Below are 12,865 nucleotides of genomic sequence, written 5' to 3'. Positions count from 1 at the left end.
GCTCAGACGACGCCGGAACGGCGCAGTGCGGCGACGATCGACTCGGCCTGCTCGTACGCGCGATCGAGAAGCACCTCCAGCAAGGCTGTCTTCGCAGCGGGGTTGCTCTCGGTCAGCGCGTCGAAGTCCTTCGGGCCGAGGATCGCGACCGTGGTGTCCTTCACCGCGGTGATGCGGAGCCCGAAGCGTGAGCGCCGGACCAACGGCATCTCACCGAAACTCATGCCGGCGGACAGCGTCGACACGGCGCGGGCCCGGCCGTCCGCGCCGATGAAGTCGACCGCGACGCGGCCGGACAGCACCATCACCAGACCCAGTGACACGTCACCGACCTCGGCGATGACGCTGCCTGCGCTGTACTGCGCGTCCGTCGTGCGGGAGGTGACCGCATCGCGGTGGGCTTCGTCCAGCGCGGTGACGATCGGGTGCTGATCGACCATCACCTCCGTGGGCTGCCGTGCGCCGCCGCACCACCGGTCGAGGACGGTGTCCTCGCCCCAGCGCAGTGCGGAGTCCAGATCGTCGAAGACCCGGCCACTGCCGTCGTGTTCGGACAGGGACGACACGGTGTGCGCCATCGCAGCGCGGGGATCGACCAGGACGGCGGCACAACCCTGTCGGCGGAGCCCGGCAGCGAGGGTGTCCAGCATCGAGCGGGCGACGTCGCTCACCTCGTCGACCCGACGCATGTCCAGGATCACGCCGTCGAGTGCGCTCCCGTCGTCGGCGCCGTGGTCGACGGCCGTGGACACCGCGCGCACGACGCTCTCCGCTGCGGAGAACAGCAGATCGCCGTGCAGTTCGAAGACGCGGACTCGGCGTCCCCGCGCGGCGAGCGTCTCCTGCTCGGCGGCGGTGCGCCGGCGACGCGAGGGGGAGTCGGCGACGGTGTACTCGGCGCGCACGGCGCTGCGTGCGGCTCGGCCGACGTGGAGGAAGTGCAGTTCGAGGCGCGAGGACAGTTCGCGGCACGCCTTGACTCCGCGCACGCTGTTGCCGTGGGCGTCGAGTCTGGGTGAGAACACCGAGATACCGAGCTGACCGGGCAGGACCGCGAGCACCGCACCGGCGACACCGCTCTTGGCGGGTAGTCCGACGCGGTTGACCCAGTCGCCGGCTCCGTCGTACATACCGCACGTCGTCATGACGCTCAGCACACGCTCGACGAGCACCGGTTCGAGCGCTCGGACGTCGGTACACGGGTTGAGGCCGTTGTTGGCGAGGGTCGCCGCCATGACGCCGATGTCGCGGCACGTGACGTCCAGCGAGCACTGGCGGAAGTAGAGATCGACCATCGCGTCGGGATCGCCCTCGACGATGCCGAAGGAGCGCAGCATGTGGCCGATGGCGCGGTTGCGATGGCCGGTGCGTGATTCGGAGGCGTGCACGGCGGCGTTCATGGCGAGTTCGCGTCCCGCGTACCGCGAGAACGAGGCCCGGATCCGTTCGAACTGTTCGTCGGGCGTCGCGCCTCGCACCAGCGACGCGGAGGTGATGGCGCCCGCGTTGATCATCGGGTTGCGCGGGCGCTCGGTGACGGGGTCGAGGCTGATCTCGTTGAACGGCTCACCGGACGGCTCCACGTCGATCTTGCGGGCCACCGCGGTCTCGCCGCGATCGGTGAGAGCGAGGGCGTAGGTGAACGGTTTGGACACCGACTGGATCGTGAAGGGCACGTCCGTGTCGCCCACTTGGTACACGTGGCCGTCGGCCGTCGTGAGACAGATGCCGAAGCGATCGGGGTTCGCGGCCGCCAGTTCGGGGATGTAGTCGGCGACGCCACCGGAGGTGTCCGCCACACACAGCGCGTGGACCTCCTCCAGAATCTCCTGCACGACGTCGGTCATCGTCACCACTCTCTCGATTCTGTGCCGCGGCTCGGCGCTCGTACGGTAACCCGCCGATCCGGGTCCACGTAGACTTGTCCGAACTGGCCTGTCCGAGTGCCTCACGGCACGACGGACGACAAGGCAATCTTCGGAGGGGAGCGATTTCGTTGGGTGTTCTGGACGGCGTGCACGAGCCCAGCGACCTGCGTGCCCTCGGCCCGGTGGAGCTGGCCGAACTGGCGGACGAGATCCGTCGGTTCCTGGTCGAGAAGGTGTCTGCCACGGGTGGCCACCTCGGACCCAACCTCGGTGTCGTCGAGCTGACTCTGGCCATCCACCGCGTGTTCGACTCGCCTCGTGACCCGGTGATCTTCGACACCGGCCACCAGGCGTACGTGCACAAGATGGTCACCGGTCGAGCGGACCGCTTCGACTCCCTGCGCAAGGAGGGTGGGCTGTCCGGCTACCCGTCCCGCAGCGAGAGCGAGCACGACTGGGTCGAGTCCTCACACGCGTCGGCATCCCTCTCCTACGCCGACGGCCTCGCCAAGGCCTTCGAGCTGACCGGGCGCGGCGATCGTCACGTCGTCGCGGTCGTCGGGGACGGCGCCCTCACCGGTGGCATGTGCTGGGAGGCGCTCAACAACATCGCGGCCGGCAAGGATCGTTCCGTCGTGATCGTCGTGAACGACAACGGTCGCTCCTACTCGCCGACCATCGGCGGCCTCGCCGACCATCTCGCGACGCTGCGCCTGCAGCCCAACTACGAGCGCGCGCTGGACACCGGCCGTCACATGGTGAAGAACCTGCCCGTGGTCGGGTCGGCCGCATACGCCATGTTGCACGGCATGAAGGCCGGCCTCAAGGACGCGATCAGCCCGCAGGTCATGTTCACCGATCTGGGCATCAAGTACCTCGGTCCGGTCGACGGACACGATCAGGCGGCTCTGGAATCGGCGCTGCGCCGCGCGAAGGCCTTCGGCGGGCCGGTCATCGTCCACGCGGTGACGCGCAAGGGCATGGGCTACTCGTTCGCCGAGAACGACGTCGCCGACCAGATGCACTCGACGGGAGTCATCGACCCGCTCACCGGCCTGGCGACCAGCGTCGCGGCTCCGGACTGGACGTCGGAGTTCTCCCGTCAACTCATCGCCCTGGGAACCGACCGAGAGGACGTCGTGGCCATCACCGCCGCGATGGCCGGACCCACCGGGCTCGCCGCGTTCGGCGAGGTGTTCCCGGACCGTTTCTTCGACGTGGGCATCGCCGAGCAGCACGCGCTCACGTCCGCCGCCGGTCTCGCACTCGGTGGTCTGCATCCCGTGGTGGCGATCTACTCGACGTTCCTCAATCGGGCGTTCGACCAGCTGCTGATGGACGTGGCACTACTGAACCTGCCGGTCACCCTGGTGCTCGATCGCGCCGGGGTCACCGGATCGGACGGCGCCAGCCACAACGGCATGTGGGACATGTCGCTGCTCGGCATCGTGCCGAACATGCGCGTGGCGGCGCCCCGCGACGGAGCGACCCTGCGCGAGGAACTCGCCGAGGCACTCGCGGTGTCCGACGGTCCCACCGCGCTGCGCTTCCCCAAGGGCGCCATCCCCGACGACATCGAGGCGGTGCGGCGTCTGGACGACTCCGTCGACGTGCTGCACGAGCCCGAGGAGGAGTCGGACGTACTCCTCGTCGCCGTCGGTCCGTTCGCGTCGTTGGCACTGGACACGGCGCGAGAACTCGCCGCGGACGGTGTCTCGGCCACGGTCGTCGATCCGCGGTGGGTGCTGCCCGTTCCGGACTCGCTCGTGAAGCTCGCCGCGGACTTCCGTCTGGTGGTCACGCTCGAGGACAGCGGTCTGCACGGCGGCATCGGTGCATCCGTGTCGGCTGCCCTGCGCGCCGGCGGCGTCGACGTCCCCTGTCGGGATCTCGGTGTGCCACAGCAGTTCCTGGACCACAGCTCGCGGGATCGCATTCACGCCGACATCGGCCTCACCCCGTCGGACATCGCCGGCCGGGTGCGCGGATGGATCGCTCACCGGCCCGGCGACATCTGACGGTCGCTATGTCGCCTTGGTGGCGGCGTCCTTCAACTGCGGGAGGATCCGGTCGAGTACCCACGGGGTGCTCACCGGGTTGACGTTGCTCAGACCGGCGATGACCTGCTCGTCACTGAGCGCGACCGCGGATCCGGAGGCGATCGCGGGCAGCGTCGCCACAGCCGGAACCGAGGCGAGGTCGAAGCCCTCCGGAGTGAACGCGACGATCACGTCGGCGTCGAAGCTCTGCACGTTCTCCAGTGACACGGTGGAGAAGAAGGTGTCCGCGGAGTCGGCCTCGTCGAGTGCCACGACGCCGGGGGCGTTGACGAAACCCATCTCGTTGAGAACCTGCACGCGTGGATCGGACGGCATGTAGACGTTCGCCTGACCGGCGTCCGTGTCCAGGTTCACCACCGCGACGGTCTTGTCCGCGAACTCCGGATTGGCCTCGGCCTCCGAGGCGAGCCGCTGGCCCATACCGTCGATGAGAGCCTGTGCCTCCGTGGGCTTCCCGACTGCCTCACCGATCATCGTGGTCTGGTCCTGCCACGTCGTCTGCCAGGCCTCACCGGGGTAGGCGACGACGGGCGAGACAGCGGACAACGTGTCGTAGTACGACTGCGGGAAACCCTCGTAGGGCGCGAGCACCAGATCGGGCGCCAGGGTCGCGAGGGCCTCGACGTCGGGCTCACCCGCAGCCGGATCCTCGTACAGGGTGGTGGCGTCCGCGTCGTAGAACTCCTGCGCCCACGGCATCACACCGTTCTCGTCGGCACCGTAGGTGTACTTCGGCTGGCCGACGGGCGTGATGTCGAGGGCGCCCAGGATGTCCTGCGCGTTCCAGCCCATCGTGACGATGCGCTCCGGTGCGGCGTCGATGGTGGTCGAACCGAAGGCGTGGTCGATGGTGACGGGGAACGCGCCACCCGACGCGGCGGCGGGCGCGTCGGAGTCGGCATCGGACGAACATCCGGCGACGAGGGCGAGCGCGGCGGTGGCCGCGACGGCGGGGAGAAGGCGAGAGCGTTTCACATGGTTAGCCTAACCTATGTATGGCCTCCGGCCCCGTGCGCCCTTCGCGTATCCAGGGATGCGCAAAGGGCGCACGAGGGCGCAGCCCCATCACACGCTGGCGACACCCTTGTCGAGGAACCGGTGACCGGTGACGGCCTCGGAGGTGCCCGTGCGATCGAGGTACGGCACGATGCCGCCGTTCCAGAACCCGAAGCCGCCGCCGAGGATCAGGCAGAGGTCGATGTCCTGAGCGGCCGCGACGACGCCCTCCTGCAGCATGATGTCGATCTCCTCCGCGAAGGCGCGGCGGGTGCGATCGAGCACCTGCTCGGCCGTCGACGGTGAGTCGCCCTGCGGCCACAGATCGGCGATCTCGGGGTCGACGGTCTTGGCTCCGTCGGCGCCGTAGGTCCACACCGCAGACTTCTTGTTCGCGACCATCGCCTGCAGGCCGGGGGAGTCGTGGAACCGCTCCGGGTAGTACTCGGCCATGGTCTCGCCGGTGTGCAGTGCGACGGCGGGGCCGACGAGCGAGAGCAGCGTGAGCGGGCTCATCGGCATGCCGAGCTCGCTGATGGCGTTGTCGGCGACGTCGAAGGGAGTGCCCTCGTCGATCGCGTTCATGACCTCGCCGAGGGCGCGGGTGAGGAGGCGGTTGAAGACGAAGCCGGGCTTGTCGGCGATCAGCACGGCCGACTTCTTCAGAGACTTCGCCGTCGCGAATGCTGTTGCGAGCGTGGCATCGTCGGTCTTCTCACCGCGGACGATCTCCAGCAGCGGAAGAACGGCCACGGGGTTGAAGAAGTGGAACCCGACGACCCGCTCGGGGTGCTTCAGCTCCGCCGCCATACGGGTGATCGACAGCGACGACGTGTTCGTCGCCAGGATCGTCTCGGGGGAGACGAATTCCTCGAGCTCGGCGAAGACCTTCTTCTTCACGTCGAGGTTCTCGAACACTGCCTCGATGACCCAGTCGGTCGTCGCGAATGCGGACTTGTCGAGCGATCCGGACACCAAAGCCTTCAGACGGTTCGCCGCGTCGGGGGAGAGTCGCTTCTTGCCCTGCAGCTTGTCGATCTCGGCGTGAACGTAGCCGACGCCCTTGTCGATGCGCTCCTGGTCGATGTCGGTGAGGATCACCGGCACCGTCAACTGACGTACGAACAGCAGGGCGAGCTGGCTGGCCATGAGGCCGGCGCCCACGATGCCGACGCCGGTGACCTTCCGGGCGAGGGACTTGTCGGGCGCTCCGGCAGGCCGCTTGGCACGCTTCTGCACGAGGTCGAAGGCGTAGAGCCCGGCCCGCAGTTCGTCGGCCATGAGAAGGTCGGCCAGTGCCTCGTCCTCGGCAGCGAAGGCGGCGTCGAGCGACGCGGAGTCGGTGATGTCGGTCGACTTCGCCAGCTCCAGCAGCTGCACGGCGCGCACCGGTCCCGGTGCGTGGTCTCCCGTCTTGCCGGACACGATGGCCTTCGCGCGCGCGATCGCGTCGTCCCAGCCCTGGCCGCGATCGATGTCGGGGCGGGCGGGGGTGACGTCACCGGAGACGACCTTCGCGGCCCACAGCAGTGACTGCTCGAGGAAGTCGGCGCCGCCGAAGACCTCGTCGGCGATCCCGAGCTTCTGCGCGTCCGCAGGCTTCAGCATCCGGTTCTGGTTGAGCGCGTTCTCGATCACCACGGTGACGGCATTGGCCGGCCCGATCAGGTTGGGCAGCAACTGCGTTCCGCCCCAGCCGGGAACGAGGCCCAGGAAAGTCTCCGGGAGCCCCAGTGCCGCAGCGTTGTCCGCGACGGTGCGGTAGTGGCAGTGCAGCGCGATCTCGAGTCCACCGCCCAGAGCGGCGCCGTTGACGAACGCGAACGTGGGCACCGCGGACTCGCGCAGGCGGCGGAACACCTTGTGCCCCAACGTGCCGATCTCCAGCGCGACGGCGCGGTCGGAGATGTTCGGCACACCGTTGAGGTCCGCGCCGACGGCGAAGATGAACGGCTTCCCGGTCACCGCGACGGCCACCGGATTCGCCGCGTAGGCCGCGTCCAGTGCCGCATCGAGCTCGGTGAGTCCGGCGGGTCCGAAGGTGGACGGCTTGGTGTGGTCGAAGCCGTTGTCGAGCGTGACGATGGCGACCGGGCCGTCGAGGCCCGGCACGGTGACGATCCTGGTGAACGCGTGGGTCACCACTTCGTCGGCAAAAGCTGAAGTCATGGCAATCACTTGCTTCCGTCGTAGGCGGGGTTTTCCCAGATGACGCTGCCGCCCATGCCGAGGCCGATGCACATGGTGGTGAGGCCGTAGCGGACATCGGGACGGGTGGCGAACTGCCGGCTGAGCTGGGTCATCAGTCGAACGCCCGAGGACGCGAGGGGATGGCCGCAGGCGATGGCGCCGCCCCACTGGTTGATCCGGGCGTCGTCGTCGGCGATACCGAAGTGCTCGGTGAACGCGAGGACCTGGATGGCGAAGGCCTCGTTGATCTCGAAGAGGCCGATGTCCTCGATGGACAGGCCGGTGCGTCCGAGCAGCTTCTCGGTGGCGGGGACGGGACCGATGCCCATCACGGCCGGATCGACGCCGGCGAACGAGAAGCCCACCATGCGCATCCCGACCTTCAGGCCGAGTTCCGCGGCGGTGTCCTCGCCGGCCAGGATCGCCGCTGTCGCACCGTCGTTGAGTCCGGCGGCGTTGCCGGCGGTGACGCGTCCGGCGGGCCGGAACGGAGTCTTGAGCTTCGCCAGATCCTCGAGCGTGGTGCCGGGGCGCGGCGGCTCGTCCTCGGTGGCCAGACCCCAACCCGCAGCGGACTTCGTGGCGACGGGAACCAGTGTCTCGGCGATCAGGCCGGCCTTCTTCGCGGCGTCGTACTTCTCCTGGCTCGCGACGGCGTAGGCGTCCGTGCGGTCCTTGGTGATCGACGGGTAGCGGTCGTGCAGGTTCTCGGCCGTGTTGCCCATGACGAGCGCACTCGGGTCGACGAGCTTGTCGGCCAGGAAGCGCGGGTTCGGATCGACGCCCTCGCCCATCGGGTGCCGGCCCATGTGCTCGACGCCGCCGGCGATGACGACGTCGTACTGTCCGAAGCCGATGCCCGACGCGGTGGTGGTCACCGCGGTCATCGCGCCCGCACACATCCGGTCGACGGCGAAACCGGGCACGCTGCGGGGGAGCCCGGCGAGCAGTGCCGACGTGCGGCCGATGGTCAGACCCTGGTCGCCGGTCTGCGTCGTGGCGGCGATGCCGACCTCGTCGACGCGCTCGGGTGGCAGTTCGGGATTGCGGCGGAGCAGTTCACGGATCGCTTTGACCACGAGGTCGTCCGCTCGGGTGTCCGCGTACATACCCTTGGGGCCGGCCTTGCCGAACGGCGTACGAACACCGTCGACGAACGCGACGCCACGACTGGACGCGGATCGAGCGGGAGCGGATTTCGGAGAAGACATGGTTCCTTCCGGCAGGCGCTGGAACGAGCCGGACGCCCGGCTCGCGCGCCCACTCTAACCCGTGCCTACTCGCCGGTAACTTCGGCCGTCCTCGACTCCTCGGCGGTCCGTAGGCCTGCTGCCACGACGGGACCCGCCACCTCGCGCTGCCAGGGCCGCGACCCGTGCGCCTCGAGGAAACGGTCTACGAGCACGTCCTCGTCCGTCCCGTACTCCGCGACGAGAGCGGGGTGGTCCCAGCAGATCCGACGGACGAGATCGGGAGTCAGCAGGTTCTCGACGGGAATCGCGACATCCGCGGACAGGGCGGCCATCGCGTCGCGGACGGCGGACAGACGCCCGGCGGCCTCCGGATCGCGCCGCGCCCACCGACTGACCGGCGGGGGCCCCACGAAGGGCTGGGTCACCGGGGGCAGCGCATCGTCGGGAAGTGCGCGGGCGTGCTCGATCGCGTCCATCCACACGCGCGCCTGGCGACGCTGACGAGGTCCGCCGAAGACGGGCAACGCGTTCAGCTCGGACACCGTGGCGGGGTTCCTCTGCGCGGCGGCGACGATCGCGGAGTCCGGCAGGACGCGGCTCGGCGCGATGTCGCGGCGGCGCGCGAGATCGTCGCGGGCGGTCCACAGAGCGCGGACGACGGCGAGCGTCCGCGCGTTCTTGATGGTGTGGATACCGGAGGTGCGGCGCCAGCGGTCGGGCTTGGGAGGCGCCGGGGGTGCGGTGCGAATGTACTCGAATTCCTGTGCGGCCCAGTCGGTCTTGCCCTGGCTCTCGAGCTCCTCGGCCATGGCGTCACGCAACTCGACGAGCACCTCGACATCGAGTGCCGCGTAGTTGAGCCAGGTGTCGGGCAACGGTCGGGTGGACCAGTCCGCCGCACCGTGACCCTTCTGCAGCGACAGGCCCAACGTCCGTTCGACGATGGCCGCCAGACCGACACGGTCGAAGCCAGCGAGTCGGCCAGCCAGCTCCGTGTCGTACAGCGACGCGGGCGTCATGCCGAGCTCGGCGAGCCCCGGCAGATCCTGATCGGCGGAGTGCAGTACCCACTCCATGTCGTTCACGACGGCGGCGAAGCCCGCGAGCGCCTCGACACCACCGTCGCGGACCACCGGAATCGGATCGAGCAGGACGGTGCCCGCACCCCGGCGACGGAACTGCAGCAAATACGCGCGAGCCGAGTATCGGAAACCCGATGCGCGTTCCGCGTCGACGGCCAACGGTCCGGTTCCCGACGCCAGCAGCTCCGCGGCCGCTCGCACCGCGTCCGCCGTGTCCGTCAACGGCGGGACCCCCTCGCGTGGTGCGAGAAGGGGAGTCGCCTCCGGCTCGACGGCGGTGTCGCCGGAGGAGGCAGGAGTCGAGTCGGGCGTGTCGGGCATTGTTCGAACTCTAGGCTGTCCGACGATCAGGCGTCGGAGCTGCCCGAGTCGGCGCGTGCACCCAGCGCCGTGATGCCCGCCGGGGGCAGCCCCGCGGCGTAGGCGAGAACCTCACCGAACGCCTCGACGTGCACCGACAGTTCCTCGCTGAGCGCGGTCCACGAGGCCCGCAGCTCGAGCTGGTGGGCACGCGGCGGACCGGCGATGTCCCCGTACCGCACCGAACTCGTCGAGGTGACCGTGCCGCCCAGCGCCGTCAGCGGCTCGGACCGCGCCTCGAACGCGTCGACCAGCCAACTCCACGCCACCTCGGGCAGCAGCGGATCCGACGCCAGCGACGCGTCGACGTCGGCCTGGATGTAGGCGACCAGGCGCATGGTGCCGTTCCACGCCTCGTCGCCGTCCGGGTCGTACAACAGGATGAGACGCCCGAACGCGTCACCCTCGCTCTGCTCGGGCACCGACTCCGTCTCGGAGTGGCGCACCTCGGCCCCCAGTGCGTAACTGAACGGTGCCAGGCGCTGCGGAGGCCGGATCGGCCCGACCTCGATGCTCGGGTGGACCGTCGCCCGGTGCATCGCGTCGATGGCGGCGCGGAAGGGCGCAGGCTGCGAGGCGCTCTCGGACGTGGTCACGTGTGCGGACGTTAGCCGCGACCGTCGGCCCAGCGGAGGAGGCGCGCCGGGCAGGTGTGCGTCTCTGGCAGCATGGACGCCGATGAACACCATCCCTGACGCCGTCGGTCCGCGTCGAAGCCTGCCCGAAGCTCCCTTCCTCGCGGCCGCGACGGGACGGACGCCGTCGCGTCGGCCCGTGTGGTTCATGCGTCAGGCCGGTCGGTCGCTGCCCGAGTACCGCAAGTTGCGGGAGGGCACCTCCATGCTCGCCTCGTGCTTCGACCCCGAGATGGTCTGCGAGATCACGATGCAGCCGGTCCGGCGGCACGGGGTCGACGCGGCGATCCTGTTCTCCGACATCGTCGTGCCGCTCAAGGCGGCCGGCGTCGACCTCGAGATCGTGGCCGGCACCGGTCCCGTCGTGGCGAACCCGGTGCGGTCCGTGGCCGACGTGCAGTCGTTGCCGGTCCTGCAGTCGGAGCAGATCGAGCCGGTCGCGAAGGCCATCCGCCTGCTCCTGGCCGAGTTGAACGACGTGCCCCTCATCGGCTTCGCGGGCGCACCGTTCACGCTGGCGTCCTACCTGGTCGAAGGCGGTCCGAGTCGTAACCACGAGCGCACCAAGGCGCTCATGCACTCGGATCCGCAGACGTGGCACGCATTGCTCTCGTCGCTGGCCGACATGACCATCGCCTTCCTCACCGCGCAGGCCGATGCCGGCGTCGACGCGGTCCAGCTCTTCGACTCGTGGGCCGGGGCGCTGTCACTCGCCGAGTACCGCGAGTTCGTGTTCCCCCACTCCAGCCGCGTGTTCGAGGCCATGGCGTCGGCCGGCGTGCCGCGCATCCACTTCGGTGTCGGGACGGGCGAGCTGCTCGGTGCGATGGGGGAGGCGGGCGCGGACGTCGTCGGTGTCGACTGGCGGATCCCGCTCGACGTCGCCGCTCGTCGGGTCGGTCCGGGCAAGGCTCTGCAGGGCAATCTCGATCCCGCCGTGCTGTTCGCGGGCCCCGACGCGGTGCGCCGCGAGGTCACCCGCATCGTGGGCGAGGCGGACGCCGCACTCGCGGCCGGCGCCACCGGGCACATCTTCAACCTGGGCCACGGGGTCCTGCCCGCCACCGATCCCGACGTGGTGACGTCGGTGGTGGAGCTGGTGCACTCGCTGTGACCTCGGTCGCCGTCGTCGGAGCGGGCATCAGCGGACTGGTGGCCGCGTACCGGCTGCGGCAGTCGCTGGGGCCGGCCGCGTGGATCGTGGTGGTCGAGAAGGCGCCGCGCATCGGGGGCAAACTCCGGTCGGTGGACCTGGCGGGTGGCCCGGTCGACGTCGGTGCCGAGGCGTTCATCGCGCGTCGTCCCGAGGTTCCCGCTCTGCTCGACGAGCTCGGACTCGCCGACCAGCTCGTGCGGCCGTCGCCCGCCGCCCGCCCGCTCCTGCGCTCGGGCGGCGCACTGCACGGACTGCCGACCGGCACGTTGATGGGCATCCCGGCCACGTCCGACTCGGTGCGGACTCTGGTCGACGACGCCACGTGCCGCCGCATCGACACCGATCGTGACCGGCCGCTGCGGTGGACGCCCGGCGACGATGCGTCGGTGGGTGACCTGGTGTCCGAACGCTTCGGCTCCCAGGTGACCGCGCGGAGCGTCGACCCGCTGCTGGGCGGCGTCTACTCCGGGCTGGCCGTCACCACGAGCATCCGCGCCGCGGTGCCGACTCTCGCCGCGGCCCTCGACGCCGGTGCCCCGTCGCTGGTGGACGCCGTCGAGCGAGCGCGCCCGACGCCGTCGCCGGGACCGGTGTTCGGCGGACTGCGCGGTGGCTACGGCGTGCTTCTCGACGCGCTGCTCGCCGCCTCCGGTGCCGAACTCGTCGCCGCGGACGTGCGGCGGGTGACGTCCGACGGCCGGGGCGCGTGGCACGTCGACGGCGTCGGGGTGGTGGACGGCGTCGTCCTCGCCGCGCCCGCACCGCAGACGGTCTCGATGCTGGTCGACACGGCGCCCGCACTCGCGCGGGAACTCGGGGACGTGGAACTCGCCTCGTCGGCAGTGGTGGCCCTCGGGTTCGAGGACGGGGGACTACCGCAGAACTCGGGCGTCCTGGTCGCCACGGGGGAGCTCGATTCCTCCGGTGTTCCGTTGCGCGCCAAAGCATTCACGCTGTCGAGCCGCAAGTGGCCGCATCTCGCCGAGCGCGGCGGCCAGCTGGTGCGGGTCTCCTTCGGACGCTTCGGGGACGCGGACATCGTCGACCGGCCCGACGTCGACCTGGTGTCGGCGGCCCGCACGGATCTGCGTGAGGTGCTCGGTGTGGACGAGGAGCCGACGACGACGTTCGTGCAACGCTGGCACGGCGGACTGCCGCAGTACCGCCCCGGCCACACCGACCTCGTGGCCCGCGTCGAGGACGCCGCCTCGGCGGTGGGCCGACTCGAACTCGCGGGCGCGTACCTGCACGGCGTCGGAGTTCCCGCATGCGTCGCGACGGCATCCGCGGCGGCGGCCCGGCTGGCGGAGGCGCTGGCCTGACGG

General features: G+C 70.0%; 9 protein-coding genes. 3 read left to right on the top strand and 6 right to left on the bottom strand.

The features are described from left to right. Positions 1–2: 2 nt before the first annotated feature. The gene (glsA, locus tag HQ314_RS01690; protein WP_222649101.1) at positions 3–1,847 is read right to left on the bottom strand and encodes a glutaminase A; all 1,845 of its coding nucleotides are present in this window, start codon (positions 1,845–1,847) and stop codon (positions 3–5) included. 149 nt (positions 1,848–1,996) lie between these two features. Here glsA and dxs point away from each other — a divergent pair, with 149 nt between their 5' ends. Next, positions 1,997–3,886, top strand: a complete 1,890-nt coding sequence (dxs, locus tag HQ314_RS01685) for a 1-deoxy-D-xylulose-5-phosphate synthase (protein WP_222649098.1) — start codon at positions 1,997–1,999, stop codon at positions 3,884–3,886. 6 nt (positions 3,887–3,892) lie between these two features. Here the strand turns inward: dxs and HQ314_RS01680 are convergent, their stop codons facing one another. The 5 genes from HQ314_RS01680 to HQ314_RS01660 all read right to left on the bottom strand — a co-directional run bounded on the left by HQ314_RS01680 (position 3,893) and on the right by HQ314_RS01660 (position 10,345). Beyond that, the gene (locus HQ314_RS01680) at positions 3,893–4,903 is read right to left on the bottom strand and encodes an iron-siderophore ABC transporter substrate-binding protein (protein ID WP_222649095.1); all 1,011 of its coding nucleotides are present in this window, start codon (positions 4,901–4,903) and stop codon (positions 3,893–3,895) included. 90 nt (positions 4,904–4,993) lie between these two features. After that, positions 4,994–7,093 carry a 3-hydroxyacyl-CoA dehydrogenase NAD-binding domain-containing protein gene (locus HQ314_RS01675; protein ID WP_261781332.1) on the bottom strand — a complete coding sequence of 700 codons (2,100 nt, stop codon included), beginning with the start codon at positions 7,091–7,093 and terminating at the stop codon, positions 4,994–4,996. A 5-nt stretch (positions 7,094–7,098) separates the two neighbouring features. Beyond that, complete coding sequence (locus tag HQ314_RS01670; protein ID WP_222645278.1) at positions 7,099–8,325, bottom strand: thiolase family protein; 1,227 nt, start codon at positions 8,323–8,325, stop codon at positions 7,099–7,101. Between the two features lie 65 nt (positions 8,326–8,390). Beyond that, on the bottom strand, positions 8,391–9,710 hold the full coding sequence (locus tag HQ314_RS01665) for a ribonuclease D (RefSeq protein WP_222637625.1): 1,320 nt from the start codon (positions 9,708–9,710) through the stop codon (positions 8,391–8,393). A gap of 26 nt (positions 9,711–9,736) precedes the next feature. Next, entirely contained in the window at positions 9,737–10,345 is a 609-nt protein-coding gene (locus HQ314_RS01660) for a DUF3000 domain-containing protein (RefSeq protein ID WP_027505202.1), read from the bottom strand. An 82-nt stretch (positions 10,346–10,427) separates the two neighbouring features. Between HQ314_RS01660 and hemE the strand changes: the two genes are divergently transcribed. Both hemE and HQ314_RS01650 read left to right on the top strand, forming a co-directional pair. Then, positions 10,428–11,498 (top strand): uroporphyrinogen decarboxylase, encoded by a 1,071-nt coding sequence (hemE, locus tag HQ314_RS01655; protein ID WP_222649089.1) that lies wholly within the window; start codon positions 10,428–10,430, stop codon positions 11,496–11,498. Further along, positions 11,495–12,862, top strand: coding sequence for a protoporphyrinogen oxidase (locus HQ314_RS01650; RefSeq protein ID WP_222649086.1), 1,368 nt, complete (start codon positions 11,495–11,497; stop codon positions 12,860–12,862). The genes hemE and HQ314_RS01650 overlap by 4 nt, the downstream gene beginning before the upstream one ends. Positions 12,863–12,865 lie beyond the last annotated feature (3 nt).

The organism is Rhodococcus sp. BP-332, from assembly GCF_019836065.1.
In the GTDB taxonomy this organism is placed as follows: Bacteria; Actinomycetota; Actinomycetes; order Mycobacteriales; family Mycobacteriaceae; genus Rhodococcoides.
This window is presented reverse-complemented; position numbering and strand designations above follow the sequence as displayed.

What these genes read in the sequence shown, in the direction of transcription:
- HQ314_RS01665 (WP_222637625.1), bottom strand. Translation starts at nt 9,710, where the DNA reads ATGCCCGACACGCCCGACTCGACTCCTGCCTCCTCCGGCGACACCGCC.
- HQ314_RS01670 (WP_222645278.1), bottom strand. Translation starts at nt 8,325, where the DNA reads ATGTCTTCTCCGAAATCCGCTCCCGCTCGATCCGCGTCCAGTCGTGGC.
- glsA (WP_222649101.1), bottom strand. Translation starts at nt 1,847, where the DNA reads ATGACCGACGTCGTGCAGGAGATTCTGGAGGAGGTCCACGCGCTGTGT.
- hemE (WP_222649089.1), top strand. Translation starts at nt 10,428, where the DNA reads ATGAACACCATCCCTGACGCCGTCGGTCCGCGTCGAAGCCTGCCCGAA.
- HQ314_RS01675 (WP_261781332.1), bottom strand. Translation starts at nt 7,093, where the DNA reads ATGACTTCAGCTTTTGCCGACGAAGTGGTGACCCACGCGTTCACCAGG.